Genomic DNA, 26853 nt, shown 5'->3' on the forward strand with positions numbered 1-26853 from the left:
GGGTCAGCGGGCCTCGACGGGGACGTAGTCGCGCACCGCGGGCCCGGCGTAGAGCTGGCGGGGTCGGGCGATGCGGCTGTTCTGGTCGAGCATCTCCTGCCAGTGCGCCAGCCAGCCCGACACGCGGGGGATGGCGAACAGCACCGTGAACATCTCCATGGGGAAGTCCATGGCCTGGTAGATCAGCCCCGAGTAGAAGTCGACGTTGGGGTAGAGCTTGCGGCTGACGAAGTAGTCGTCGTTGAGCGCGACCTCTTCGAGCTTGAGGGCGATGTCGAGCAGCGGGCTCTTGCCGGTGACCTCGAACACGTCGTACGCGGTCTGCTTGATGATCTTGGCCCGGGGGTCGTAGTTCTTGTACACCCGGTGGCCGAAGCCCTGCAGGCGGCCCTTGCCCGCCTTCACGTCGGAGATGAAGGCCTCGACGTTGTCGATGGAGCCGATCTCGGTGAGCATGCGGATGACGGCCTCGTTGGCGCCACCGTGGCGGGGACCGTAGAGGGCGGCCGCAGCGGCGGCGGTGGCCGAGTACGGGTCGGCGTGCGACGAGCCCACCACCCGCATGGCGGTGGTGGAGCAGTTCTGCTCGTGGTCGGCGTGAAGGATGAACAGCACGTCGAGGGCCCGCGAGAGCACCGGATCGGCCTCGTAGTGAGGCTCGGCCACCTTCCACATCATGGACAGGAAGTTGGAGCAGAAGTCGAGGTTGTTGTCCGGGTAGACGAACGGCATGCCCACGCTGTGGCGGTGGGCGCCGGCGGCGATGGTGGGCATCTTGGCGATGAGCCGGATGATCTGCTTGTAGCGGACCTCGGGATCGTCGATGTCCTTGGCGTTCGGGTAGAAGGTGCTCAGCGCAGCCAGCGTGGAGACCATGATCCCCATGGGGTGGGCGTCGTGGTGGAAGCCCTCCATGAAGCGCTTGCGCACGTTCTCGTGGATGAACGTGTGGTACGTGATGTCGTGTTCCCAGACCTCGAACTCGGCGGCGGTGGGCAGCTCGCCGTGGAGCAGGAGGTAGGCGACCTCGAGGTAGCTGGAGTTCTCGGCCAGCTGCTCGATCGGGTAGCCGCCGTAGCGCAGGATGCCGTTCTCGCCGTCGAGCTCGGTGATGGAGCTGGAGGCCGCCGCCGTGGTCGAGAACGACGGATCGAAGAACCACACGCCCGGCAGCAGCTTCGACCACTGCGCGGCGTCGACCCCACCGTTGGTGATGGGGATCTCTACCGATTCCCCTGTGCGGTTGTCGGTGATGGTCACGCTCTCAGCCACAGCAGCTCCAAGGTCTCTGTTCGGGGGGAGGAGGTCCGGGACGCGCTGGGTCCCGCGAACGGGGCGATCCTAGTGGGCGGGGGCGGGGCGCCGTACCGTCGAGAGCCGGGCCGAGACGGTGCTCGGTGGGGGCGGTGTCGCCTAGAGCGGGGTGTTGTCGTGGTTGCGGGGTTGGAGGCGCTCGCGCTTGTCGGCCAGCACGTCGAGGGCGGCGGCGACCTCGCGGCGGGTCTCCCCGGGGTCGATCACGGCGTCGATGAACCCCCGCTCGGCGGCGATGTAGGGGTTGAGAAGCCGTTCCTCGTAGGCCTGCTCGAGGGCGTGGCGCTGCTCGGGCGTCTCACGGCGGTGGAGGATCTCGACGGCCCCCTTGGCGCCCATCACCGCGATCTCGGCCATGGGCCAGGCCAGAGCGACGTCGTTGCCCATACGCTTGGAGTCCATGACGATGTAGGCCCCGCCGTAGCTCTTGCGCAGGGTGACGTTGACCCGTGGCACGGTGGCCCGGGCGTACGCGAAGGCCATCTGGGCTCCGTGGCGGATCATGCCGCGCCACTCGAGGTCCTTGCCCGGATAGAAGCCGGGGGTGTCGACCAGGGTGATCAGCGGGATGTTGAAGGCATCGCAGAAGGCCACGAAGCGAGCTCCCTTCTGCGATCCCGGGATGTCGAGGGTGCCGGCCAGGGCGCACGGCTGGTTGGCGACGAACCCCACGGGGCGGCCGCCGATGGAGCCGAAGGCGGTGACCAGGTTCTGGGCCCAGCCGCCCCGCAGCTCGAGCACCTCGCCGTCGTCGGCCAGCGCTCGCATGACGGTGCGCACGTCGTAGGAGCCGGTGGCGCTCTCGGGGATCACCGCGCCGGCCTCGGGCACCGCCCGGTCGGCCGGGTCGTCGGTGGCGATGGTGGGCGGGAGTTCGCCGTTGTGGGCGGGCAGGAAGTCGAGCAGCGCGGCCACTGCGGCACGGGCGGCGTCGATGTCGGCCACGACCAGGGAGGCCACCCCGCTGGAACGGGCGTGGGCGCCGGAGCCCCCGAGGGCCTCGGTGCCGATGGGGACCCCGGTGAACTGGCGCACCATGTGGGGGCCGCTCACGAAGGCGTAGGAGTCGGAGGTCATGACCACGTGGTCGACCAGGCCCAGGAGCAGCGCCGGCCCCGACACCGCCGGGCCGTTGACGATGGCGATGGTGGGGACCTGGCCCGAGCAGGCGGTGAGGACCGACGCCGCCCGACCCCAGCCGTGCAGGGCGGCCAGGCCTTCGTCGATGGCGGCGCCGCTGGAGGCGATCTCGAGCACCAGGGGCAGGCGCTCGGCGAGCGCGGTGCGGGCGGCCACCTCGATGGTGGCGCCGTCCGCCGGCGACAGCGCGCCGGCGCGGTCGTCGCCGTCGATGGCGACGGTGATGACGGGCCGGTCGCCGCTCAGCGTCTCGACGGGGGTCACCGCGGCGCGGGCCACGCCCGGCACCTGGCTCCGCAGCGGGAGGAAGCCGGGTGGCTGGGAACGTTCGGCCCATCGGTCGGACGGGGTGGGGCGGGGGAGGGGGCTGGAGACCATCGGCGGTGCGACTCACGAGGAGGGGAGCCGGTTACCTGCCCTTCGGGATCGGGGCCCGGGCGCAGGAGGCGCGGCGGGCGGGGCTGCATCGGGAGTGGTGGGGTGGACGCCCGGCTGGTCGGGGCCGGTCTCGGCCACGACCCGGTGGAGGACCTCGCGCAGGGCTCGACCCGGCGACGACAGTAGGCCCCGGCGACGGGTGCCGAGACCGACCGACCTCCCGGGGAGGTCGTCGACCGGGATCCGCCGCCAGTCGCCGCCCAGCCACGTGGGTGCCGCGCTGGCGGGCAGGATGGCGGGGCCGAAGCCCTGGAAGGCCAGGGACGCCATGAGGCGGGTGCCGTCGACCTCGACCTGGGGGACCAGGGTCACGTCGCGGTCGCGGGCCAGGGCTTCGAGCTGGTCACGGAACGGCGAGCCCGGTGGCTCGAGGAGGATGGGCACGCCGTCGAGCGATTCGAGCGAGAGCCGGTCGTGCTCGGCGAGGGGGTGGTCGGTCGGGGTGACCAGCATGCGGTCCTCGTGGAAGAGGGGCTCGGCCTGCACGTCGGGGTCGGCGACGGGCAGCGACAGCACGGCCAGGTCGATCGTGCCGCTCGCCAGCTGCAGCAGCAGCGACGACGTGGTGGCGTCGTGGATCACCACCTGCACCCGGGGATGGCGGGCGGCCATGGCCTCGACGAGCTCGGGGACCAACCAGCGGGCAGTCGTGCCGATGACCCCGAGGCGACCGGGGCCGGCGACCTGGTCGTGCACCGAGGCGACGTCGGCCGCGAGGGCGTCGAGCTCGCCCTGGACCCGCCGGGCCCGGGCCACCACGGCCGCGCCCTCGTCGGTGGCCTGGCCGGTGCTGCGGTCGATGAGGATCACGCCGAGCTCCTGCTCGAGGCGGGCCACGTGGGTGGAGACGTTGGACTGCACCGTGTGCAGGGCCCGGGCCGCGGCCGAGAAGCTGCCGTGCTCGGCCACGGCCAACACCGCGTTCAGCTGCCGGAGGTCCATCGCTTCCGATGATGGCACATATCAGAAGTAACCATTGGACAGATCACGTGCGTGCGATCACAATGTGGTTCAACAACGCCGAGCCACATGAAGTCGGATCCCCCCTCCGACGTGAGCTCGACAGAGGCGCGGCACCGATCCCCCCTCGGGCCGCCCTCTTTGCGAAGCCGGCCTCCCCCCGGGCCGGCTTCGCCCGTTTTGCTCTGCCCATGGCGCCCTCCTCGCCCCCCTGTCGGGTCCTCGGGGTCCCGGCGGGTCCTGTCCCGCACCAGAACCTGACGTGCTCGGTCGCTCAGAGCGGCAACTTCGTCGACGATCGCCATGGGCCGACGAACTCTTCGTCGATCACAGGGGACGTTCGCCGAGCCGCACTCGCTCCCGTGCGCGCGTCAGAACCGGTGGTGCGGACTGAGTGTGACGGCCCTCGCATAGGGTCGGAGGATGAACCGGGGGCCAGTCATCATCGAGGCGGCGATCAACGGATCGACCACCACCGAGCAGAACCCGAACGTGCCGCGTTCACCCGACGACATCGCGGCCGACGCGCTGGCCTGCTTCGCCGCCGGCGCGGCGATCGTGCACAACCACGCCGACGTGCAGGGCAAGCCCGACGACGTCGCCGAGAGCTACCTGGCCGGCTGGCGACCGGTGCTGCGCGAACGGCCCGACGCGCTGATCTACCCGACCCTGGCCTTCGGCGACGGCAAGGTGAGCGTCGACCACCTGGCCGTGCTGGCCCGGGCCGAGGCCCTGCGCATCGGCATCTGCGACCCCGGCTCGGTGAACCTCGGGCGCAGCGAGGACGGCATCCCCGTCGGCGCCTTCGTCTACGCCAACAGCTTCGACGACATCGCCCACATCATGGACATCCACCACGAGCACGACCTCGGTCCGAGCTTTGCCATCTACGAGCCCGGCTTCCTGCGCACGGCCCTGGCGTGGTGGAAGGCCGGCCGGCTGCCCGCCGGGTCGATGTTCAAGTTCTACCTGTCCACCGAACGCGGCCTGATCGGGGCGCCTTTCGGCTTGCCCCCCACCCGCCAGGCGCTCGACATGTACGTGGCCATGCTCGGCGACTGCCCGGTGCCGTGGGCGGTGTCGGTGGCCGGCGGCGACGTCGTGGCGTCGGGCCTGGCCGAGCACGCCATCGAGCTGGGTGGGCACGTCCACCTGGGCCTCGAGTTCCACCACGGTGACCGCACCCCCGGCAACGTGGAGCTGGTCACCGAGGCGGTGGCTGTCTGCGAGCGGCTCGGCGTCGAGGTCGCCACATGCGACCAGACCGCCGAGATCCTCGGGCTGCCCCGCCGGGAGCACCTGACGATCTGACCGTCGGCTCGGGCCCCGGCTGCGAGTGGAGGCGCGGGTACGGCCCGTCACCGGGGCGAGGCGGGGCGGTACCGTGCGCCCATGGGTGACGTCGAGGAGCAGGGCGCGGCGATCTTCGATCTCGATCGCACGTTGTTGCGCGGCGCCAGCGGCCCCGTCATCTCGGCGTCGCTGCGGGCCGCGGGGCTGCTGCCCGATCGCTCGGTGCCGGGCGAGGGGCTGCTCTTCGGGTTGTTCGACCTGGTCGGTGAGATCCGTCCGTCGATGATGCTCACCCGCCAGGCGGTCAAGGCGGCCAAGGGGTGGGACCGCGAGGTCGTGCGGGAGGCGGGACGGCAGGCGGCGGAGCGCCTGGCCGACGAGGTCCAACCGTGGGCCCGCGTCATCATCGACGACCACCAGCGCGACGGTCGCCCGGTGGTGCTGGCCACCACCACGCCCTACGACCTCGTGGAGCCCCTGGCCACCATGTTGGGGTTCGACGCCATCGTCGCCACCCGGTACCGGGTCGACGAGACGGGGTGCTACGACGGGACCTTCGACGGCGAGTTCGTGTGGGGGAAGGGCAAGTTGGCGGCGGTCACCGCTTGGGCCGGCGAGAACGGCATCGCCCTGCGCGAGTGCTGGGCCTACTCCGACAGCTTCTACGACCGGCCCCTGCTCGACGCGGTGGGCCAGCCCGTCGCCGTCAACCCCGACCCTCGCCTGGCCGCCTACGCGGTGCTACGTCGCTGGCCGGTGCAGTTCCTCGACGCCCCACCGGGCGTGCCCAAGGTGCTGGGCATCGAGCCACAGACCGCCGCCTTCCCCTTCCTGCGCAACGAGCTCATGCCCTGGGTGCGCTTCGAGGTGATGGGCACCGAGCACATCCCCGAGCACGGGCCGGCGCTGCTGTGCTCCAACCACCGCAGCTACTTCGACCCTCTGGCGGTGGGGTACGCGGCTGCCCGCCGCGGCCGCCCCATCCGCTTCCTGGGCAAGAAGGAGGTGTTCGACGCGCCGGTGGTGGGTGATCTGGCCCGGGCGATGGGGGGCATCCGGGTCGAACGGGGGACGGGTTCCGACGAGCCGCTGCTCGAGGCCGCCGACTGCCTGCGGGCGGGCGAGATCGTGGCCATCCTCCCGCAGGGGACCATCCCCCGGGGCCTCAACTTCTTCGACCCGGTGCTGCGGGGCAAGTGGGGCGCCGCCCGCCTGGCGGCGGAGATGGCGGAGGAGGGGCGACCCGTGGCGGTCGTCCCCATGGGGCTGTGGGGCACCGAGAAGGTCTGGCCCCGCAACGCCCGGCTGCCCAACCTGCTCAACGTCTTCGACCCGCCGACCGTGCGGGTGCAGCTCGGCCCGCCGGTCGAGCTGGGCCTCCACGACCCGGCAGCGGACACCGAGGCGATCATGGCGGCCATCGTCGACCTCCTGCCCCCCGAGGCCCGGGAGCGCCACGAGCCCACGCCGGGCGAGCTGGCCCGCTCTCTGCCCCCGGCCTGAGCCGGAGCGCGACGAGGGCGCCCGCAGAGGGGCGCCCTCGTGAGTGGTGCCTCGCCGTGGACGGCGTGGATCAGCTGTTCTGGCGGGCCCGGATGATGTTGAGGGCGCCGCCGGCGCGGAACCACTCGATCTGCTCATCGTTCATGGTGTGGTTGGCCTCGAAGTCGACGGTGGTGCCGTCGGGCTTCACGATCTGGCACCGCACCGGGGTGTCGGGGGCCAGATCGGCCAGACCGAGCACGCTGATGCGGTCGTCCTGGTCGACGGCGTCGTAGGTGGCCGGGTCGGCGAAGGTCAGCGGCAGCACGCCCTGCTTCTTGAGGTTGGTCTCGTGGATGCGGGCGAAGCTGCGGGTGAACACGACCCGGGCGCCCCGGAAGCGGGGCTCCATGGCGGCGTGCTCGCGTGACGAGCCCTCGCCGTAGTTCTCGTCGCCGATGGCCACCCAGGGCTGACCGGCCTCGTGGTAGTGCCGGGCGATGTCGGGGTAGCTCTTGGTCTGGCCGTCGAGGTGGTCCTTGCCCATGCCGACCTCGTCGGTGAAGGCGTTGACCGCGCCGATGAAGAGGTTGCCGGAGATGTTCTCGAGGTGGCCGCGGTACTTCAGCCACGGGCCGGCCGCCGAGATGTGGTCGGTGGTGCACTTGCCCTTGGCCTTCATGAGCACGGGCAGGGCCACGAAGTCCTGGCCGTCCCACGCCTCGAAGGGCTCGAGGAGCTGGAGGCGATCGGACTCCGGCGACACCTTGACGTCGACGCCGCTGCGGTCGGCGGGCGGGGCCAGGAACCCGCTGTCGCCGCCGGTGAAGCCCTTGGCGGGCAGCTCCTCGCCGACCGGTACCTCGAGGCGGACCTCGGAGCCGTCGCGGGCGGTGAGGGTGTCGCTCACCGGGTCGAAGTCGACCCGCCCGGCGAGGGCAAGGGCGATGACGGTCTCTGGCGAGGTCACGAACGACAGGGTGGAGGCCAGCCCGTCGTTGCGCTTCGGGAAGTTGCGGTTGTAGGAGTTGACGATGACGTTGGCGTCGCCCTCCTCGACGTCGCTGCGCGACCACTGGCCGATGCACGGGCCGCAGGCGTTGGCCAGCACGGTGGCGCCCAGCGCCTCCAGGTCGGCGAGCAGGCCGTCGCGCTCGATGGTGGCGCGCACCTGCTCGGAGCCCGGGGTGACGAGCAGCGAGGTCTTGAGCTCGAGGCCCTTGTCGGCGGCGAAGCGGGCGATGCTGGCCGCCCGGCTGATGTCCTCGTAGGAGGAGTTGGTGCACGACCCGACCAGGGCGGCTGAGATCTCCATGGGCCAGCCCTCGGTGGCGGCCTCGGCGCCGAGCTCGCTGACCGGGCGCGCCCGGTCCGGCGTGTGGGGGCCGTTGATGAGGGGGCGCAGCTCGGAGAGGTCGATCTCGATGACCTCGTCGAAGTACTGCTGGGGGTCGGCGTAGACCTCGTCGTCGGCGCGCAGGTCGCCGGCCACGGCATCGGCGGCGCTGGCGATGGCCTCGCGGCCGGTGCTCTTGAGGTACCGCGACATGGCTTCGTCGTAGGCGAACAGCGAGGTGGTGGCGCCGATCTCGGCGCCCATGTTGCAGATGGTGGCCTTGCCGGTGCACGAGAGGGACTCGGCGCCCGGGCCGAAGTACTCGACGATGGCGCCGGTGCCGCCCTTCACGGTGAGGATCTCGGCCACCTTCAGGATGACGTCCTTGGGGGCGGACCAGCCGCTGAGGGTGCCGGTGAGCTTGACGCCGATGAGCTTGGGCCAGCGCACGTTGAACGGGTAGCCGGTCATGACGTCGACGGCGTCGGCGCCGCCGACGCCGATGGCCACCATGCCGAGACCGCCGGCGTTGGGGGTGTGGCTGTCGGTGCCGATCATCATGCCGCCCGGGAAGGCGTACTGCTCGAGCACGACCTGGTGGATGATGCCCGATCCCGGTCGCCAGAAGCCGATGCCGTACTTGGCCGACACCGACTCGAGGAAGTCGTAGACCTCGGCGTTGACGTCGATGGCGGTGGCCAGGTCCTGCTTGCCCTCGACCTTGGCCTGGATCAGGTGGTCGCAGTGCACCGTGGAGGGCACGGCGACCTCGGGGAGCCCAGCGGTCATGAACTGCAGCAGGGCCATCTGGGCGGTGGCGTCCTGCATGGCGACGCGGTCGGGATCGAGGTCGGTGTAGCTGCGACCCCGCTCGAGCCCCCCGGTCTCGGGGTCGCGCAGGTGGTTGACGAGCACCTTCTCGGCGAAGGTGAGCCCTCGTCCGAGCCGGCGGCGGCCGATCTCCATGCGCTCGGGGAGCTGTCCGTAGATGGACTCGATGAGGTCGATCGGGGTGTTGGCAGCGACGGCCATGGCGTCTCGGTCTTTCGGTCGGGCCGCCCGGAGCGGCGTGACGGGTGCGGTGAGGAGGAGGGGCCGGCGCGATGCGGCTTGCCGAGCCCAACGATGTAGACAAGTATAGGACAAGTGAGGGAGACCCGGTACCAGACCATCGCCGACGACCTGCGTCGCCGCCTCGAGTCGGGTGACCTCGGGACGTCCCGCCTCCTCCCCAGCGAGTCGGAGCTCTCCGAAGCGTACGCGGCGTCGCGGGTGACCGTCCGCCGAGCCCTCGAGGTGCTGCGCGAGGCAGGCCTCGTCGACTCCCGCCAGGGCTTCGGCTGGTTCGTGGCCACCGACCCGCTGCGCCAGAGCCTGGGCCGGCTCGGCACCATCGAACGTCAGCTCACCGACGAGGGGGTCGAGTCCACCCGCCAGGTGCTCGACTTCCGGTTCGTCGACGCCCCGGCCCGGGCCCGCCAGGTCCTCGGGTGCGACACCGTCCTACGGGTGCGAAGGCTCAACCTGGCCGACGGCGAGCCCTTCGCCCTGGTCACGGTGTGGTGCCCGGAGGAGTACGGTGCCGAGCTCAGCCGAGCCGACGTCGAGCGAACACCCTTCTACGAGCTGCTCGGCATCGCGCTGGGAGGCGCGGTGCAGACCATCGGCGCGGCCGCGGCCACCGCCGCCGACGCCGATCAGTTGCGGGTGCCGGTCGGATCGCCGGTGCTGCGCTGCGAGCGGATCACCCGCTCCGTCGACGACGAGCCGGTGCTGCTCTCCGAGCACGTGTTCCCGGCCCACCTCACGGTGTTCGTCGTGGACCTGCCCCACGCCGAGGCCTCCATGGCCCCGAGCGGGCTCCGCCTGGTCGAGTAGCCACCGCGACGGCCCTGTCGCCCTGCGCGGCGCGCTCGGCGCCCGAGGCGTGCCCGTCGATCAGTTCGCCGAGTCGGCGGGCACCGTGGTCGTCGTGGTGTTCAGCTGATCCATGATGTCGGTGAGGATGTCGGGGTTGCGGATGAAGATGATGAGGTAGACGATCGACACGGTCGTGCCGATCACCCCCATCGCGATGGCGGCGGTCCCCAGCCCCTCACCCCGGACCCGGCCACCCGACGCCGCCACCCGCCGACGGGCGAGGACGCCCATGGTGATGGCCGTGGGCCCCAGGACCACGCCGAGGATCCCGGCGATCCCGCACAGCAACGAGGCGATGCCGGCGATGAGCGCTCCCACGGCCAGGCCGTCGTTCTTGGCCGGGGCCCAGGGCTCGCCCTGACCCCACCCCTGCGAGGGGACGCCGGGGGGTGGTGGCGTGGGGCCGTCCGCCGAGGGGGGCCAGGCCGGGTTGTAGCCGGGCGGCACCGCCCCGGGCGTGCCCGGCGCCTCGCCGGGGAAGGGGGGCGGGAAGTCCTCGGGGCGGGGATCGGCGGGTGGGCGGTCCTCGGGCGGCAGCGGGTTGCCCCACGGGTCTCGGGGTGCGTCGTCGCCGCTGCGGGGGTCGTCACTCATGGCGGGGGCGAGGCTACCGGCTCGTCCCGCGGTGATCGGAGGCGGTCGCCGCGGACCCGCGACGGTGCCGTCGGACCGCACCGATCGCCAGCGCGGCGACCCCCACGGGCACCAGCACGACCGCCAGGTCGACCAGGCTCGGTCGCACCGGCCGATCGGTGGCGAGGGCGACGGCGGAGAGGACCATGAGGCCGAGGTTCCGCACGATCTCCACCACGGAGAGAGGGTCACGTCGCGCCGATCCGAAGCAGGCGCAGGGGGCCACCACCCCGGCCCGCAGCCGTCCGACGAGGAAGGTGGTGAAGAAGGCGAGCGTGACGAGCGCACCGATGGCGCCGGCGGCCGGCACGATCAACAACAAGGCGACGACCGACAGCTCGGCGACCGGCACGAACACGGCGAGGACCCGGGCCCGCGGCAGGCCGAGCGCCTCGAAGTCCCGGGCCGTGCCGGCCGGATCGCGCAGCTTCGTCGCCCCGGCCACGGCGAACACGGCAGCCACCACCACTGCTGCCACGTAGCCGATGCCGCTCGCCGTCATGGGGCCAGTCTGGCCCGCCCCGACGACGATCAGGCGGTGGTGACCCGACGGGCGGCGGTGTCGGCGAGGGCCTCGGCGCGATCGCGCGGCATCAGGTGCCAGAGGTGCTCGGTCTCGGCCTCCCACCGCTCCAGCAGCTCGCGGGCGCGGCCCGAGCCGGTCAGCTCGGCGTGGCGTTCGACGAGGTAGCGCAACTCGGCCGCCGCGTCGTGATCGGGCCGGAGCACCTCCACCAGGTCGGCGTTGACCCGACTCAGGACCCGTTCGGGGAGCGGGTCCCAGAGGAAGGCCTGGCCGCCGGTCATGCCGGCCCCGAGGTTGTAGCCGATGCGGCCGAGCACGACGATCGTGCCGCCGGTCATGTACTCGCAGCAGTGATCCCCGGCGGCCTCGACGACGGCGAGGGCCCCGGAGTTGCGCACCCCGAAGCGCTCGCCGGCCGCGCCGGCCACGAAGAGCTCGCCGCCGGTGGCGCCGTAGAGGCAGGTGTTGCCCACCAGCACGGTGGACGATCCGGCGTGGCGTTGGTCGAGCAGGGTGGCGTCGTTGGCCGCCGGGCGGATGACGATGCGGCCCCCGCCCATGCCCTTGCCCACGTAGTCGTTGGCCTCGCCGACGAGGTCGACCTCCACCCCGTGGCCCAGGAACACGCCGAAGCTCTGACCGGCCGATCCTTCGAGGTGCACTCGGGCCGTGCCCCGTGGCGGCAGGGCGCCGTACTCGAGGGCCAGCGCCCCCGACAGGGCGGCGCCGAACGACCGGTCGGCGTTGGTGATGCGATAGGAGAGATCGACGTCGTCGCCGTCCCACACCGGGCGGAAGGCATCGGCGAGCAGCTGGTCGCCCAGCTCGGCCCGAGGGTCCTGGAGGTCGACGCGCTCGGTGAAGTGGCGGGGCTCGTCGACGTGGACGGGGGCTTCGATCAGGTAGGAGATGTCGAAGGCGTCGGACCGCTCGTCGCCGGTGACCCGACGCTCGAGCAGGTCGACCCGACCGATGACCTCGTCGAGGGACCGAGCTCCGATCGCCGCGAGGTGGTGGCGGACCTCCTCGGCCATGAACAAGAAGTAGGCGGCCACCCCCTCGGGGGTGCCCGTGAAGTTGGCTCGCAGGTGGGGCCGTTGGGTGGCCACACCGGGCTTGCACGTGTCTCGATGGCAGGCCCGCAGCATGATGCACCCCTCGGCGATCATGGCCGCGGTGCCGAAGCTGTACTCGTCGGCACCGAGGAGGGCGGCGAGCACGACGTGGCGGCCGGTCTTGAAGCCCCCGTCGACTCGCAGCCGGACGCGTCCTCGCAGCCCGTTGTCGACCAGAGCTCGCTGGGTGTCGGCCAGGCCGAGCTCCCACGGCATGCCGGCGTGCTTGATCGACGACAGCGGGCTGGCACCCGTGCCCCCGTTCCCCCCGGAGATGTGCACGACGTCGGCCAGGGCCTTCACCACCCCGGCGGCGATGGTGCCCACGTTGTCGGTCGACACCAGCTTCACCGAGACCTGGGCGGCGTTGACCTGCTTGAGGTCGTAGATGAGCTGGGCCAGGTCCTCGATCGAGTAGATGTCGTGGTGCGGTGGCGGGGAGATGAGCCCCACCCCGGGCTGGGTGTGGCGCAGCCGGGCGATCTCGGCGGAGACCTTGTGGCCCGGGAGCTGGCCGCCCTCGCCCGGCTTGGAGCCCTGGGCCATCTTGATCTGCAGCTCGTCGGCGTGGGCCAGGTACTCCGGCGTCACCCCGAACCGGCCCGACGCGACCTGCTTGATCCGCGAGTTCTTGTCGTCGCGACCCTGACCTCTGGTGTGGTAGCGGTACGGGTCCTCGCCGCCCTCGCCGCAGTTGGACTGGCCGCCGATGATGTTCATGGCCTGGGCGAGGGTCTCGTGGGCCTCCTTGGAGAGCGCACCGTGCGACATGGCCCCGGTGGAGAACCGCCGGGCGATGTCGCGGGTGGACTCGACCTCCTCGACCGGCACGGGCGGGCCGAGGGTGCGCCACTGCAGCAGGTCGTTCAGCTCGGTCGGGGGCCGGGCGGTGACGAGGTCCACGAAGTCGGTGTACTTCTCGTAGCTGTCGCCGGCGATGGCCCGCTGCAGGAGGTGGGCCGCGGCCTGGTCGACGGCCTGGGGGTCCCGATCGGACAGCTTCGGAGTGTCGGCGCTCAGCGTCAGCACGTTCAGCGCCTGAGTCACCTCCTTGTCGTGCGCGTGGTACTCGCCCCCCTTGCGATCGCGGAAGTAGCCCGGGGAGCCGAGGTCGGGCTCGCCGTCACCGAAGGCCTCGGCGTGCAGTGCGAGGGTGTCCTCGCCCAGGCGAAGCCACCCGATGCCCCCCACGTGGTTGGCGGTGCCCGTGAAGCACAGGTCGACCACCTCGGGCGCCAGGCCGAGCACCTCGAACACCTGGGCGCCGCGATAGGACTCGATCGTGGAGATGCCCATCTTGGACAGGATCTTGAGCACGCCGGCCTCGATGGCGGCGCGGTAGCGCTCCTGGGCCTCGGAGCTCACGATGTCGCCGGTGTCGGTGGCGTCGGCCTCGGCGGCCACGCTCTGCAGGGCCAGCCGAGGGCAGACGAGATCGGCACCGAACCCGACCAGGGCGGCGATGGCGTGGGTGTCGCGAACGTCGTCGGCGACGACGACCAGGCTGGTGTCGGAGCGGCGTTGGCCGGCAGTGAGGCGCTGGTGCACCGCGCCGAGGGCCAACAACGACGGGATCGGGGCTCGCTGCGGGGCCACGCCCCCGTTGTCGATCACGACGACGCCGGCGCCGTCGGCCACCGCCAGGTCGGCGTCGTCGGCGAGCCGGCGAACGGCGGTCTCGAGGCCGTCGGCGCCCTCGGCCGTGTCGAACGTGGCGTCGAGGCGGACCGTGAAGTACGGGTTCACGTCGCGACGGGTGAGCGACTCGATGCGCGACGGGTACACGAAGAACGAGTCGAGGGCGAGCAGTCGGGCGGCGTCGGCATGCTCGCTGAGCAGGTGGGCACGAGGCCCGATCAGCGTGCGCAGGCTCATCACCAGGCGCTCGCGCAGCGGGTCGATGGGCGGGTTGGTGACCTGGGCGAACCGCTGCTTGAGGTAGTGGCTCACCGGGCGGGGACGGCCGGCCATGGGGGGCAGCGGCGAGTCGTCGCCCATGGCGAAGGTGGGCTCCTTCGCGTCGGTGGACATGGGCTTGAGGACCATGGACAGGTCCTCCTTGGTGAAGCCCTGGGCGAGCTGGAGGGCGACGAGGTCCTCGGGCGGTTCCTCGATGGGATCTCCGGCGCCGAGCTGGTAGAAGCCGTCGCCGGCCCAGGCGGCGTAGGGCGCGGCGCGCACGGCGAGGTGCTCCTTGACGCCGTGGTTGCGCACCACGCCGAATCGGGGGCTGACCACCAGCATGTGGCCGGGCCCGAGGCGGCCCCGGTCGACGGCGCCGTGGTCGGCAGTGGGCACGGCGCCCATCTCGGAGGCGCACACGACGAGGCCGTCCTCGCACACGGCGTAGCGCAGCGGACGCAGGCCGTTGCGGTCGAGGGTGGCACCCACCCGGATGCCATCGGTGAAGATGACCCCCGCCGGGCCGTCCCACGGCTCCATGAGCGCCGAGTGGTACTCGTAGAACCCCCGGACCTCGGGGTCGAGGTCGCGGGTCTCCTCCCACGCCTCCGGCACGAGCATGGCCATGGCGTGGCTGAGCCGACGGCCGGCGCGCACCAACAGCTCGGCGGCCTCGTCGAGGAGGCCCGAATCGCTGCCGTCGGGGTCGAGCACCGGCCGGAAGAGCTCCTCCGGTCCGAGGCCGGCCTCCGCGGTGCCGAGACGGCTGCGGGCCCGCATGCGGTTGTGGTTGCCCTGGATGGTGTTGATCTCGCCGTTGTGGCAGAGCATCCGGAAGGGCTGGGCCCGCTCCCACGTCGGCAGGGTGTTGGTGCTGAAGCGCTGGTGGAAGATGGCCAGCGGCGCCATGAAGCGCTCGTCGGCGAGGTCGAGGTAGAAGTCGGCGAGCGCGTCGGCCGCGACGAGGCCCTTGTGGACCACGGTCCGAAACGAGCAGGAGACCACGTAGGTGTCCGACGTGGTCCGGTCGATGCGGCGTCGGAGGCGGAACGCCTTGCGCTCGAGCTCCTCGGAGGCGGCATCGAACAAGGGGTCGTCGTCGTCCCGAGGAGCCAGCGCGTCGACCTGGGCGGCGGTGGCAGGGGTCGGTCGGAACACGGCCTGCAGGATCTCGGGCCGGGTGCGGGCGGCCAGCTCACCCAGGGCCTCGCCGTCCGTCGGTGGGGTGCGCCAGGTGACGACCTCGAGGCCTTCCTCGGCGGCCGCGGCCTCGACCGCGGCACGGGGGTCGGCGCCCCGGACGAAGAGCATGGCCACGCCGTTGCCGTCGCCGAAGATCTCGGCGGGGATGGTCGTCAACAGCCCGGTGCCGTCGGACGTGCGGGCGTCGGCCGCCACCGCCCCACGGTGCTTGACGTTGGCCAGGCCGGTCAGGGCGGCGGTGACGATGGAACGGGACGGGCGGCCCTCGGCATCGGCGACGAAGCCGATGCCGCAGGCGTCGAGCTCACGCACGCGTGTCTCCTCTGCAGCGGATGGTCGGATCGATTCGTTGGCGCCGACCCGTCATCGCCGGCCCGCCGGCGATGGGTCGTCGCCCAGACGATCGGGGACGTCAACGTCATTGGTGAACGTGGCGCCGTTGCCCATCAGCCCCGACCGGGCTGACCGCTACCTTACCCACCCGCCCGTGGGGTAGTCCGGTCGCCATCGGGTCGTGGTTCAGCCGGTGAAGGCTGGGACGAGCGGTGCCGTCGCGGGAGTGGCACCCGCCCCGACGGCGAGGACCACCGTGGTGACCTCACCAGTGCCGTAGTGGTCGGCCGCCACGTAGGTGAAGCGGTCGTCGCCGACGAAGCCGTCGGCCGGGCGGTAGGTGAAGCTCCCGTCGGAACGCAGCTCGAGGGTTCCGTGGGCCGGCGGGTCGACCATGCGGGCGGTGATGCCGTCGGCGGGTACGACGAGGCGGAGGTCGTCGCCCTCGGCCACGGCGTGGGGCCCGTCGGCGGCGCCGGCCGCCCCCAGCAGGACAGGGTCGGTGCCGGTGTCGTTGGCCAACACCCCTGGGGCGGGCACGTCGGTGGCGCCGACCACGTCGAAGCGGTCGGCGCTGCTCTGCGGGCGCACCGTCACCAACTGGTCCTGGAGGATCACGTTGGGCTCGCCGTCGGCGTTCTTGCCGGTGCCCCGCACACAGGTGCCGCTCCTGGGATCCCCGTCGTTCCACACCTGGGTCAGGCAGTTGCGCAGGGCCAGCTGAGCCCAGTAGTCGGGATGCAGCGACTCCTGCTGGAAGTGGGAGGTGCCGGCGGTGTTGATGTAGATCATGTTGACCCACTCGGTCCGGTCGACGGCGTCCGCTTGCGTCCACGACGTCACCCCTCCGGCCTGGAGCTGGTCGACGCCCGTCTCGCACAGCCGCCGACCCGTGAGCAGGGGGCTCAGCTCCAGCGTGACGATGTCACCACCGGCCTCGGCCACGGCCGCGCGCACGGTGCTGTTGACCACGCCGAGCACGTCGTTGACCATCCAGTTGGCGTCGGTGTCCCAGAACCCGCAGCCACCGGTGGTCTGACGGGTGTAGCCGGACTCGGAGTAGCGGAAGTTGCTCCCGTAGGGGAGAGGCTGGGGGTAGGTCTGCACCACGAGTGTGTAGTCGCCCTCGGCGTGACCGGCGGCGTCCATGGCGGTGCGGATGTTGGCGATGGCACCGACGATCTTGCCCTGCACCTCCTCGGCCGCGGTCGCGGAGACCTTGGCCCGCTGGGCGGCGTCGGTGTGGCAGGTGTAGGTGGCGAAGACGTTGGAGGAGAGGAAGTCCTCGACACAGGCGGTGGCGATGCCGGACACGTCGAAGTCGTTGCCGCCGATGGACAGCACGATCAGCCCCACGTCCTCGCCGGCGGCGAACTCCTGGAGCATGAGGGCCTGGCCCTTGTTCCCCTTACCGTCGTCGTAGAAGTCGATGCCGGGCTTGAAGGCGTCGGTCAGGTACCCGTTGGACCAGTAGGTGTTGGTCTGGGCGCCGCTGCAGGCCAGGTTGAGGGTGTTGAGCCCGGTGGCGGCGCCGTCGTCGCGGATGTGGACCTCGGCGGACTTGGAGCGGTGGCAGAGGGGGATCAGCTCGCCGGTGTCGGTGGGGTTGTCGAAGTAGGCGGTGGGTCCGAGGGCATCGTTGGCGCTCTCGGGCAGGGTGGAGGTGTTGCCGGCCCAGCGGCCGGCTTCGCCCGAGATGTAGGAGTCACCCAGCGAGATGATCCACGGCTCTCCGTTCGCCGGCGCCGCCGACCCGTCCGGTGACGGGCTCGAGGTCGAGGTCGTGGCGCTCTCGGAGCGCGGGTCGTCCGTCGACGTCTGGGCGGCGGCCACCCCGGCGAAGGGTGCCGTCACGACGGCGATCAGCGCCGCTGCCACCGCGACGACGCCGAGTCGTCGGCGGGTGGGTGCGGAGGGCGGCAGGGTTCGAGGCATCGATGGCTCCCGGGACGTGGACCCGTCGATCTTGTCAGCTCGCCCGGTGGGGCGGACGGCAAGGTCTGGCTTGGCGCGGGGTGGGTCAGACCTCGGGCCAGGCGCGACGGGGCCGGCGCCGGCCGCCTCGTCGGTCGCCGAGGGCCCACGTGCGGCGCCATGCCCCGACACCCGGACCCTGCAGCGACGGGGTCTCCCCGGCCGCGGCCCGCTTGCGGGCCTGCCACCAGTCGCTGCCGGCCTCGTCGGCCAGAGCGGCCACGGCTCGTTCGATGCGCACCGCCATGTTGCGGGAGTCGTCGTCGGGCCCGGGCACGATGGGGTCGCCGAAGGTGACGGTGGTGGGGGTGGGGCGGGGCACGTTCTTGCCCTTGCGCAGGATGCGCCCGGTGCCTTCGAGGTGGACGGGCACCACGGGCACCCGGCAGCGGATGGCCAGGTAGGCGGCGCCGCCGCGGAAGGCCTGGCCCCACCCGTCGGGGGAGCGTCCGCCCTCCGGGAAGATGAGCATGCTCCACCCGTCGTCGATCAGCTCGGCCGCCTGGTCGGCGGACGTGCGGGTCACCTTGGTGCGCTCGATCGGGATGGCGCCGATGACCAGGGCCGACAGGGTGGAGGTGACCCGGTTGCCGAAGAAGTAGTCGGCGGCCGCGCCGATGAAGAGGTGGTGCCGCCACGGTTCGGGGATGACCGACAGCATCAGGGGGGTGTCGACGTGGCTGTGGTGGTTGGCGGCGAAGACCACCGGTCCGTCGAGGTCGGCGAGGCGGTCGGTGCCCTTGACGGTGGGGGTGGCCAGCAGGTCCATGGTGGGACGCACGACGCCCTCGACCAGCAGGACCCGGGCGGCGCGGGCCGGATAGGACCGGGCCCACTCGGTGTCGTAGGCGGCGCCCACCTTGCTCTCGGCCGGAGGCACCTCGACCCCTGCCGGCACCGTGGGAGCGCGGAGGGGCGCCGGCAGGGCGCGTCCCAGGGCGGCTGCGCCGGCGCGCCCGGCCGTGCCCGCCGCAGTGCGGTTCACCGGGAGGCGCTTGACGAGCTCGACGGCCTGGGACCGCGTGATCGGCATGCGCCGACCGGTCCAGTCTCCGAGGCCACCGTTGCCGGTGCTGTGACGGCTCATGATCTCGCCGGCCTCAGGTGACGTCGGCCATGAGGATGGGCGGGTTGTGCAGGTGGGTGATGGAGGCGTCGGGACCGACGACGTCGCTCGCCATCTCCAGAGCGTCCTGCAGAGTGCTGGCCGGCTTGAACCCCAACCGGCGCACGGCCCGGACATCGCCGCCGACGATGATCACCTGCCCCACGTGCTGGAGTGCGTGCGCGCACCAGTACCACATGTAGAAGGGGTGCACGCCGTGGTAGGCGTAGCTGGTGCGGTAGAGGTGGCGGTACCACTCGTCCTCCGCGAAGCCCTTCTCGAACTCGGCCTCGATGCGCACCGGGTCGGTGGTCTCGGCCAGCACCTGCTCGAAGAAGTCGATGTAGCTCGGGTGGTGCACCGGGTGGAACTCCCACGGCGTCGGGTGGCTCATGACGACCACGCCACCCTCTCGCACCGGAGGCTTGCCCCGGTAGAGGTTGAAGAAGTACCCGAGCCCGAGGCACGCCACCAGGATCGGGTTGAGGATGGAGTTCACGTTGTAGGGGCTGATGTAGGGCAGCCCCATGGTGAGGATGTCGGTCTGGCCCTCCACCGGCACCAGGTGCTGCTTGTAGACGTTCTCGGTGGTGAGCTCGTGGACGGCCTCGACCTCGCCGGCCTGCACCGACGTCATGGCGTGGGGAGCCTGCCAGCTCTGGAAGACCGAACGGCGGGTGCGCTGGGGCATGCGGTCGAGGCCGGCCTTCATGGCGGCGAAGGAGATGCGGTCCTTGGCGTTCCACTCCCATTCGCGCTTCTGCAGCACGCTCATGGGCCCCTCGGTGCCGAAGACGTTGTTGTTCATGGTCGTCTCGACCTGGAAGACCTTGACGCCGGAGTCCTTGAGCACCTTGCCCATGCGCCAGTTCGAGGAGTGCAGCTCGGAGGCGTGGCGGTCCATGAAGGACTTGGAGTGCCGCATGGTCTTGACGTTGTGGTGGTGGCGCAGGCTGCGGTAGCTGGCCAGGCCGGTGGCAGTGGACTTCCAGCCGCCGTCCATGGAGACGAGGTTGATGTTGACGTAGACGATGAGGTCGCTGGTGGCGGCCCGCTTGTTGATCTCGACCTCTTCGCCCTGGTCGGTGGTGCCGAGGTACTCGAGGTTGTCGGGGTCCTCGGCGTCGTGGTTGACGAGCAGGCCGTGAGGGGCGAAGGCGTCGTAGACCCGGTCGCCCACGGCGTGGCGCAGCTCGGCTTCGGTCATGCGCCGGTGCAGGGCCAGGGCGGCGATCAGCATGACGTCGTCGACGCCGGCCTCCGCGGCCAGGTCGAGCACCGCCTCGATGACCCGCTGGCGGATGTCGGGCCGCTTCATGGGCGGCAGCGGCAAGGAGATGTCGTCGAAGGCGATGGTGAGCTTCATGCCCGGCGTGAGCAGGGCGGGAAGCGGCTCGCTGTCGCCGAGGGGGTTGAGCAGGGCGTGCCGGATGGCGGCGTCGGGGTGCTCGAGCGCCTCGATGGGCTCGGCCGGGTAGAGCACCCGGCTGCGCCCGGCGGGCAGCTTCTCGAGCCGGAACCCCTCGCCGTGGTGGAAGAGGATCGGCGGCGTCGAACGATCGACGTCGAGCACGAAGCCTGGTCTAGGCACGGTTGCGTTCCTTCTCGTTGCGGAGGTCGAAGGCGATGCGCACGGCCCCTCGGGGGCCGGCGGACGCGGCGTGGGCGATGGCGTCGGTGAAGCGGGCCAACGGGTACGTGGCGCTGACCAGCCGACCGAGGTCGGCGGCGTCGACCAGGTCGAAGGCCAGGTCGAAGGTGCGGTGGCGGGCGCCGTCGGCGAGGACCTCGGTGCCGTAGGCGTAGGCCCCGGCCAGGGTGATCTCGCGCTGCCACAGGCCGGTGAGGTCGACCTGGGTGTGGCCGGGCATGCCCACCATGGTGATGCGGCCCCGGGGGCGCACCACGGCGAGGGCTTGGGCGAGGGAGGTGTCGTTGCCCACGCAGTCGATGACCACGTCGGCGCCCCCGGTGAGGCGCACGATGTCGCCGTCACCGATCGCCATGGTGCCGGTGGCCCGCCGCACGGCCCGGGCGATCTCTCCGGGAGCCACGACGGTGTGGGCGCCGAGCTGGGCGGCCAGGTCGCGCTGCACGGGGTGCTTGGCCACGGCCAGCACCGTGCAGGCGGGGGCGAAGCGGGTCAGGGCGGCGATGGTCAGCAGGCCGAGGGCTCCGGCGCCGAGGACCACCACGAGATCTCCTTCGCGGACCTGGGCGGCCAGGGCACCGTGCACCGCACAGGCCGTGGGCTCGACCATGACCGCGGCTTCGTCGCTCCAGTGCGCGGGTACGGCGTGCAGCTGGCTGGCGTGGGCGACCATGCGGGTGGACCAGCCACCCCCGGTGTCGCAGCAGAACCCGGTCTGCAACCCGGGTTCGATGGCCCCGAAGGCGATGCGCTCGCAGTTGCCGAGGTCGCCGCGGGCGCAGGCGTCGCAGACGGGGTCGATGCCGCGGGTGACGCAGCCGAGGACGGGCTCCACCACGACGCGGCCGGCGGGCACCTCGCCCACGGCCTCGTCGAGGTCGGCGACGACCTCGTGGCCGGGCACGAACGGGAACGAGACGATGGGCTCGAAGTAGCGCGAGCTGTGACCGTCGATGGTGGCCAGGTCGGATCCGCAGATGCCGGCCAGTCGGGGCTTGATCTCGGTCCAGTCGGAGCCGGGCGGCTCGGGCGGGTCGACGGAGCGCAACCGCAGGGGTCCGACCTTGGCGCCGGCGCCTCCGGCCAGCCGTCCGGCGACGGCCGCCGCCGCGAAGCGGGGCACGTTGCGTTCGAAGCGGAGGGCCTTCACGCCGTGCCTCCGGGGACCAGTGGGTTGGCCAGCCCGCCGTGTCGGGTGCGACGGGGGCCGATGGGCACGAGGCGTCGGGGAGCGCCCGGGGCCTTGGCGAAGTGCTCGACCAGCCAGCCCCGCTTGCGGGCCAGGGCGGCCAGGCGGGTCTCGGGGTTGACGGCGACCGGGAAGCCCGCCGCCTCGAGCATGGGCAGGTCGCTGGTGGAATCGGCGTAGGCGACGGTCTCGGACAGGTCGAGGCCGTGGGCGGCGGCGTAGTCCATGAGCACCTGCGCCCGGCTCTCGCCGGTGGGGGGCACGTCGGTCAGCTCACCGTCGTAGGCGCCGTGGCGCACGCCCATCTCGGCGGCCACGATGTCGTCGAAGAGAGGGGTCAGCGGCTTGACCACGAAGTCGAGGGCGCCGGTGATCAACACCGTGCGGTGGCCCGCCGCCCGGTGCTCACGCACCCGCCGGATGGCTGCGGGGAACGACTTGGCGATGATGAGTCGACTGAACATCTCGGCGGCGTCCTCGTCGATCTGCTGCACCGGGGCGCCGTCGTAGCGCCGGTAGAAGAAGCGCAGGAAGTCGCTGCGGTCGGCTCGGTCGAGGCTGAGCAGCGACGGCCCCTCGGCGAGCAGGGATGCGGCGAAGCGCAGGCGCTCGTCGCGAGGCATGCGGCGGGTGGCGAGGTAGGCGTAGCTGGCCACCACGTTGGAGGCGATGAGGGTGTTCTCGAGGTCGAAGGCGGCCAGCTGGCGCTCGGGGGCCAGCACCTGGGCGCGCAGGCGCTCGGAGCGGCTGGGGCCGGTGCGGCCGCCGGGGGTGGTGCGCACCCGGGCCTGTTGGACGACCGAGGGGAGGAAGATGTCGGTGGTGAAGGAGTCCCACTCGATGACGCGAGGGTCGAAGCAGAAGTCGCGTCGGTCGTCGTCGGTCTGGTCGTCCCACAGGGCGAGGAGCCGGTCGAGGCCGTAGACCGCCTCGCACTCGGCGTAGGCGCCGTAGAGCTCGACGTAGCCGAGGGCCTGCTCGGCCTCCTCGCGCTTGGACTCGAGCGAGGCGCTCCACTCGGCCTGCTTGCCTCGCAGGGGGAGCTGGGCCAGCACGCTCTCGGCTCGTTCGAGGGTCTTCTGGGCCCGTTGGAGCTGGCCCTGCACCCGACCCCGCCCCGGGAACGACCACTTGGCGACCACGATGGGCTGGCCCTTGGGGTCGTAGAGGGGGTGCTCGAGGAACCAGTCCGAGACCAGGTCGACGAGGCGGCGGTAGTGCAAGGGGTTCTGCGAGCCCGAGGCGACCTGGACGACCTCGATGTCGGGCTCGGGCCCCTTGGCGGCGACCGCGATGATGGCGGCGCTGACCAGGTCGACGGGGATGACGTCGACGATGCCCTCGGGAACGCCGGGGAACTCCTTGAGCAGGCCGCGGGCGTAGCTGATGATGACCGGGTCGGCCATGCGGAAGCCGCGGATCCAGCCCGGGCGGGGTTCGGCCAGGGCGGTCTCGATGATGGAGGGCCGCACGATGCTGACGGGCACGTCGCCGCGGTTCTCGTTGAGGGCCAGCTCGCCGAGGGCCTTGGTGTAGGCGTAGGCGTCGGGCCAGCCGAGCGACGCAGCGCGGGCCCGCCCGGCTTCGACCATGCGGTCGCCGACCCACCGGCTGCGCAGCTGCTCGGTCTTGTCGGACAGCAGGGGGCTGCCGGCGGCACCGAGCTCGCGGCGGGCCCGGGCCCGGAACTCGGCGAGCTTCTCGGGGGTGCGGCTCTGGGCCTCGGCGTCGCTGCGGGCCCGGCGGGCCCCCTCGACCTCCTTGCGCCAGTCGACGTCGACGAAGAAGGGGCTCTCGTCGACGAGCTGCTCGGGGGCCGAGCCCCGTCGGTTGCCGGCCACGTAGCAGGTGGACACCGCCACCAGGTGAGGTGCCACCCCCATCTCGTTGAGCACGGCGGCGATGCGGCTGGGGCCGAGCAGGTTCACCTCGACGGCGCTGTCGAGGGGGGAGTCGAAGCTGACGGTGGCGGCCGAGTGGATGACGACGTCGCAGCCGGCGAGCAGGGCGCGTCCGGCCTCGTCGAGCCCGAGGCCGTCGCGGCCGACGTCGCCGGCGACGGCGGTGATGCGCCGAGCGGTCATCTCGGCGAAGCCGTCCTTGCCGAGCTCGCCCCGGAGGCGGTCGAAGGCGTCGTTCTTCAGGATCTCGCGGGCCACACGCTGCTCGATCGAGGAGCGCTTGCCCGGTCGCACCAGCAGCACGAGCTCGCAGTCCGGCACGCTGCGCAGGAGCCGCTCGAGCAGGTTGGTGCCGAGGAACCCGGTGGTACCGGTGATGAAGAGGCGCTTTCCGGCCAGGGCCGCAGGAATCACCGTCATTGTCTACCACTTGGTAAGTGAGGGGGTCTACCATCGCCCTCGTGGCGACCACGGTGGAGCCGGCCCGCGCCGGTGGGACTCGAGCGGAGAGGGCCCGCCTCACCGATGATCGCATCCTCGCGGCGGCGCTGCAGTCGTTCGGCACCAAGGGCTACGACGCCACCTCCCTCGACCAGCTGGCGGCCGAGCTCGGTGTCACCAAGCAGACGATCCTCTACCACCACCCGTCGAAGGCGGCCCTCCTCGACGCCGTGATCGACCGGGCGTCGGCCGACCTCGTCGCCACCTTCGACGCCGCTCTGGCCGCCGCCGGTCCCGGGTGGGAACGCGTCGAGACCGTGGTGCGGTCCGTGTTCCGGCTGGCCCTGCGCCGCCCCGAGCTCCTGGGCCTGCTGCGCGAGGTGAGCCGGCTCGGCCCTCCGGCCGCCACCCGGGTCGCCGCCAACCTCGACGTCCTGGTGCACCGGGCCCGGGCGTTCCTCGAATCCGAGATGGACGCCGGCCACGTGCGCCGCAGCGACCCGAACCTGCTGTTGGTGTCGGCCTACTCCACCGTGATCGGCGTGGCCACCGAGGTCGAGGTGCTGCGGGCAGTGGGCATCGAGCCCACCCTGCGCACCACCGTCAAGCGCCGCCAGGAGCTGCTCGCCTTCCTCCGCTCGGCGCTGGTGCCGTGACCGACGAGCCTCGCCTGTCGCTCGCCGCGCTGGCCCCGGCGGTGCCCTTCATCGGTCTGGGCCTGGTGCTGCTCGGCGTGCGCACCCTGGTCTACGGCATCTCCGAGTCGGCGTGGCCGGTCACCGTCGCCGGCGCCATCGCCGTCCTGCTCGGCGCCGGGCTGGCCTGGTTCGGCTTCCGTCGGGGGGCCGGTCGAGGGCGCGGGGAGGGATCGCAGCCTCCCCGGGGCTGACCCCACCCGGACGGCGTCGGCCGGTCGGGTCGCCTCAGGATCGAGTGACGCCAGGTACCTCGACGCGGAGCGCTTCGACCCGACCCCGGCGCTCGGTGATGGTGCGGGCCGGGTTGGTCGAGGCGCCGGTGCACACGTAGAGGGTGTGCCCGTCGGATCCGCCGAGGGCGCAGCCGTAGGGGGAACGGCCCGGGAACGGGACCCAGGCCACCGCCCCCACGCTCTCCACGACGCGCATCACCCCCTCGTTCACCGGGTCCGCCACCCAGAGCGCGCCCTCGACGTCGAGGCACATGCCGTCGGGCACGTTGGGGCGCAGGTCGGCCCACACCCGGGGGCGGGCGAGGGAGCCGTCGGCCTGCACGTCGTAGGCGGAGATGCGCTGTCCGAACGTCTCGGCCACGAGCAGGGTGACGCCGTCTGCGCGTTCGAGCACCGCCGCGCCGTTGGGGAACAGCAGGTCCTCGGCCACCACCCAGGCCTCACCGTCGGGCTCGACGCACACCAGGCGGGCGCCGTCGGGTGCACCGTCGCCGAGAGGGTCGTGGCCGAACTCCCCGATGTAGGCGCGACCGTCGGTGGTGACCGCCATGTCGTTCCACGGGTGCGCGGCGAAGGCGTCGAGCGCGGCGATCGGCGTGGTGGTGCCGGTGCGGTCGGCGGCCACCAGCGTCCGGTCGTTCATGGACACCACGATCAACGTGCCGTCGGGCCACCAGCCCAGTCCGGCCGGCCACCCCTCGACCGCCGTGACGGGCTCGCCCTGCCCCTGTTCGGTCATGGCCCACACCCGACCGTCGTGGACGTCGGAGAACCAGAGCCGGTCGGCGTGCCACCGGGGGAACTTGGGAAAGGCCAGCTGGTCGAGCAAGACCGTCGATCCCGTCATCGTCGGCGCCGCACCGCCTCGTGGCGCTCCAGAGCCAGCGCCACCAGCTCGTCGAGCAGCGCCCGGTAGGTGAGCCCGGAGGCGTGCCACAGCCGGGGGAACATCGAGATGGGGGTGAACCCGGGGATGGTGTTGACCTCGTTGAGCAACAGGCCCCGCCCCTCGGCCTCGTAGAAGAAGTCGACGCGCGCCATGCCCTCGGCGCGCAGCGCCGTGAACGCCCGACAGGCGAGGCCGCGGACCTCGTCGGCCACGTCGTCGGGCAGCGGGGCCGGGATCAAGAGCTCGGCGGTGCCGTCGGCGTACTTGTCGTCGTAGTCGTAGAAGTCGGCGCCGGGCACGATCTCGCCGGGCACGGAAGCCCGAGGCGACACCGTGTGGCCGAGGACGGCCACCTCGACCTCGCGGCCGTCGACCCCTTCCTCGACGACCAGCCACTCGTCGTGCTCGAGGGCAGCCACCAGCCCGGCGCGCAGCGACTCGACATCGGTGGCCCGGGACACCCCGATGGAGGAGCCCATGTTCGCCGGCTTCACGAACATCGGGAAGCCGAGGTCCTCGACCAGATCGGCCACCACGTCCGCGCCCACGAGATCCGGGAGCGGGATGGGGGACCCCGGTTCGAGCACCTCGGTGAGGTGCAGGCCCCGCCACCGGGCCTGGGGCAGACCGGCGGCGGTGGCCATCTGCTTGGCGGCGATCTTGTCCATGGCGACGGCCGAGCCGAGGACACCCGAGCCGACGTAGGGCACCCCCGCGATCTCGAGCAGCCCCTGCACCGTGCCGTCCTCGCCCATGGGACCGTGCAGGAGGGGGAACACCACCACGCCCGGGCTCGGCCCGCCCGGACCACCCGACGGGCCGTCGGTGGGGGCCGGGGCCAGCATCGGCAAGGGGTCGACGGTGGGACCGTCGATGACCAAGGCGTCGGGCAGCCGCTCGGCGAGGGTCTCGGCTCCGGCCAGCAGGGCCGAGACCGCGGCCTCGGCCAGCACCCACTCGCCCCCCCGGGTGATGCCGACGGGCACGACGTCGAAGCGCTCGTGGTCGAGCGCGGCCAGGACGTGGCGAGCGGTGACGCGAGAGACGTCGTGCTCGGCCGACTGCCCTCCGAACAGCACCACCAGCCGAGGGCGGGCACCGGGCGAGGAGCGAGCGGGCATGGCGCCGAACGTAGTCCTCCCCGGTGCCGACGGGGGCCGGTCCGGCGCCTCGTGCC

The 26853-nt window shown here is 72.0% G+C and carries 19 protein-coding genes; 5 read left to right on the plus strand and 14 right to left on the minus strand.

The window, feature by feature from the left end:
- Window positions 1-3: 3 nt before the first annotated feature.
- The 3 genes from LUW87_RS00575 to LUW87_RS00585 all read right to left on the minus strand — a co-directional run bounded on the left by LUW87_RS00575 (window position 4) and on the right by LUW87_RS00585 (window position 3834).
- Window positions 4-1272: a citrate synthase gene (locus LUW87_RS00575; RefSeq protein ID WP_232669130.1), complete on the minus strand. Its 1269-nt coding sequence runs from the start codon at window positions 1270-1272 to the stop codon at window positions 4-6.
- Between the two features lie 141 nt (window positions 1273-1413).
- Window positions 1414-2733, minus strand: a complete 1320-nt coding sequence (locus LUW87_RS00580) for an acyl-CoA carboxylase subunit beta (RefSeq protein WP_232669131.1) — start codon at window positions 2731-2733, stop codon at window positions 1414-1416.
- A 111-nt stretch (window positions 2734-2844) separates the two neighbouring features.
- A complete protein-coding gene (locus LUW87_RS00585; RefSeq protein WP_232669132.1) occupies window positions 2845-3834 on the minus strand; it encodes a LysR family transcriptional regulator in 990 nt (329 codons plus the stop codon).
- 441 nt (window positions 3835-4275) lie between these two features.
- Here LUW87_RS00585 and LUW87_RS00590 point away from each other — a divergent pair, with 441 nt between their 5' ends.
- Together LUW87_RS00590 and LUW87_RS00595 are read left to right on the plus strand one after the other, a co-directional pair.
- Window positions 4276-5163 (plus strand): beta-keto acid cleavage family enzyme, encoded by an 888-nt coding sequence (locus LUW87_RS00590; protein ID WP_232669133.1) that lies wholly within the window; start codon window positions 4276-4278, stop codon window positions 5161-5163.
- An 81-nt stretch (window positions 5164-5244) separates the two neighbouring features.
- Window positions 5245-6648, plus strand: a complete 1404-nt coding sequence (locus tag LUW87_RS00595) for an HAD-IB family hydrolase (RefSeq protein WP_232669134.1) — start codon at window positions 5245-5247, stop codon at window positions 6646-6648.
- 70 nt (window positions 6649-6718) lie between these two features.
- Here the strand turns inward: LUW87_RS00595 and LUW87_RS00600 are convergent, their stop codons facing one another.
- Window positions 6719-8995, minus strand: coding sequence for an aconitate hydratase (locus LUW87_RS00600; protein WP_232669135.1), 2277 nt, complete (start codon window positions 8993-8995; stop codon window positions 6719-6721).
- A gap of 114 nt (window positions 8996-9109) precedes the next feature.
- Here LUW87_RS00600 and LUW87_RS00605 point away from each other — a divergent pair, with 114 nt between their 5' ends.
- A complete protein-coding gene (locus tag LUW87_RS00605) occupies window positions 9110-9841 on the plus strand; it encodes a GntR family transcriptional regulator (RefSeq protein ID WP_232669136.1) in 732 nt (243 codons plus the stop codon).
- Between the two features lie 60 nt (window positions 9842-9901).
- On the opposite strand, the gene LUW87_RS00610 is transcribed toward LUW87_RS00605, so the two are convergent.
- From LUW87_RS00610 to LUW87_RS00645, 8 genes are all read right to left on the minus strand, one after another.
- Window positions 9902-10477: a DUF4190 domain-containing protein gene (locus LUW87_RS00610; protein WP_232669137.1), complete on the minus strand. Its 576-nt coding sequence runs from the start codon at window positions 10475-10477 to the stop codon at window positions 9902-9904.
- 13 nt (window positions 10478-10490) lie between these two features.
- Window positions 10491-11018, minus strand: coding sequence for a MauE/DoxX family redox-associated membrane protein (locus LUW87_RS00615; protein WP_232669138.1), 528 nt, complete (start codon window positions 11016-11018; stop codon window positions 10491-10493).
- 29 nt (window positions 11019-11047) lie between these two features.
- Window positions 11048-15574: a glutamate synthase-related protein gene (locus LUW87_RS18950; RefSeq protein WP_232669139.1), complete on the minus strand. Its 4527-nt coding sequence runs from the start codon at window positions 15572-15574 to the stop codon at window positions 11048-11050.
- A 207-nt stretch (window positions 15575-15781) separates the two neighbouring features.
- Complete coding sequence (locus tag LUW87_RS00625; protein ID WP_232669140.1) at window positions 15782-17530, minus strand: Ig-like domain-containing protein; 1749 nt, start codon at window positions 17528-17530, stop codon at window positions 15782-15784.
- A gap of 85 nt (window positions 17531-17615) precedes the next feature.
- Window positions 17616-18656, minus strand: coding sequence for a lysophospholipid acyltransferase family protein (locus LUW87_RS00630; protein WP_232669141.1), 1041 nt, complete (start codon window positions 18654-18656; stop codon window positions 17616-17618).
- A 13-nt stretch (window positions 18657-18669) separates the two neighbouring features.
- Window positions 18670-20265 carry an NPN-dependent hydroxyacid isomerase, LarAH14/15/16 family gene (larAH, locus tag LUW87_RS00635; protein WP_232669142.1) on the minus strand — a complete coding sequence of 532 codons (1596 nt, stop codon included), beginning with the start codon at window positions 20263-20265 and terminating at the stop codon, window positions 18670-18672.
- Window positions 20258-21475: a zinc-dependent alcohol dehydrogenase gene (locus tag LUW87_RS00640; RefSeq protein WP_232669143.1), complete on the minus strand. Its 1218-nt coding sequence runs from the start codon at window positions 21473-21475 to the stop codon at window positions 20258-20260. The genes larAH and LUW87_RS00640 overlap by 8 nt, the downstream gene beginning before the upstream one ends.
- A complete protein-coding gene (locus tag LUW87_RS00645; protein WP_232669144.1) occupies window positions 21472-23829 on the minus strand; it encodes an HAD-IB family hydrolase in 2358 nt (785 codons plus the stop codon). Before LUW87_RS00645 ends, LUW87_RS00640 begins: the two co-directional genes overlap by 4 nt.
- 47 nt (window positions 23830-23876) lie before the next feature.
- Here LUW87_RS00645 and LUW87_RS18585 point away from each other — a divergent pair, with 47 nt between their 5' ends.
- Together LUW87_RS18585 and LUW87_RS00660 are read left to right on the plus strand one after the other, a co-directional pair.
- Entirely contained in the window at window positions 23877-24512 is a 636-nt protein-coding gene (locus tag LUW87_RS18585; RefSeq protein WP_346742386.1) for a TetR/AcrR family transcriptional regulator, read from the plus strand.
- Complete coding sequence (locus tag LUW87_RS00660) at window positions 24509-24745, plus strand: hypothetical protein (protein WP_232669146.1); 237 nt, start codon at window positions 24509-24511, stop codon at window positions 24743-24745. Before LUW87_RS18585 ends, LUW87_RS00660 begins: the two co-directional genes overlap by 4 nt.
- 34 nt (window positions 24746-24779) lie before the next feature.
- Here LUW87_RS00660 and LUW87_RS00665 read toward each other — a convergent pair whose 3' ends face one another.
- Both LUW87_RS00665 and LUW87_RS00670 read right to left on the minus strand, forming a co-directional pair.
- Complete coding sequence (locus tag LUW87_RS00665; protein ID WP_232669147.1) at window positions 24780-25634, minus strand: SMP-30/gluconolactonase/LRE family protein; 855 nt, start codon at window positions 25632-25634, stop codon at window positions 24780-24782.
- Window positions 25631-26797: a D-alanine--D-alanine ligase family protein gene (locus LUW87_RS00670; RefSeq protein ID WP_232669148.1), complete on the minus strand. Its 1167-nt coding sequence runs from the start codon at window positions 26795-26797 to the stop codon at window positions 25631-25633. Before LUW87_RS00670 ends, LUW87_RS00665 begins: the two co-directional genes overlap by 4 nt.
- Between the last annotated feature and the right edge of the window lie 56 nt (window positions 26798-26853).

Source organism: Rhabdothermincola salaria (genome assembly GCF_021246445.1).
Taxonomy (GTDB): Bacteria; Actinomycetota; Acidimicrobiia; order Acidimicrobiales; family Acidimicrobilacustridaceae; genus Rhabdothermincola_A; species Rhabdothermincola_A salaria.

Coding starts and splice junctions, on each gene's coding strand:
- LUW87_RS00585 (WP_232669132.1), bottom strand. CDS start 3,834: ATGGACCTCCGGCAGCTGAACGCGGTGTTGGCCGTGGCCGAGCACGGC.
- LUW87_RS00590 (WP_232669133.1), top strand. CDS start 4,276: ATGAACCGGGGGCCAGTCATCATCGAGGCGGCGATCAACGGATCGACC.
- LUW87_RS00595 (WP_232669134.1), top strand. CDS start 5,245: ATGGGTGACGTCGAGGAGCAGGGCGCGGCGATCTTCGATCTCGATCGC.
- LUW87_RS00600 (WP_232669135.1), bottom strand. CDS start 8,995: ATGGCCGTCGCTGCCAACACCCCGATCGACCTCATCGAGTCCATCTAC.
- LUW87_RS00610 (WP_232669137.1), bottom strand. CDS start 10,477: ATGAGTGACGACCCCCGCAGCGGCGACGACGCACCCCGAGACCCGTGG.
- LUW87_RS00615 (WP_232669138.1), bottom strand. CDS start 11,018: ATGACGGCGAGCGGCATCGGCTACGTGGCAGCAGTGGTGGTGGCTGCC.
- LUW87_RS00625 (WP_232669140.1), bottom strand. CDS start 17,530: ATGCCTCGAACCCTGCCGCCCTCCGCACCCACCCGCCGACGACTCGGC.
- LUW87_RS00630 (WP_232669141.1), bottom strand. CDS start 18,656: ATGAGCCGTCACAGCACCGGCAACGGTGGCCTCGGAGACTGGACCGGT.
- LUW87_RS00665 (WP_232669147.1), bottom strand. CDS start 25,634: ATGACGGGATCGACGGTCTTGCTCGACCAGCTGGCCTTTCCCAAGTTC.
- LUW87_RS00670 (WP_232669148.1), bottom strand. CDS start 26,797: ATGCCCGCTCGCTCCTCGCCCGGTGCCCGCCCTCGGCTGGTGGTGCTG.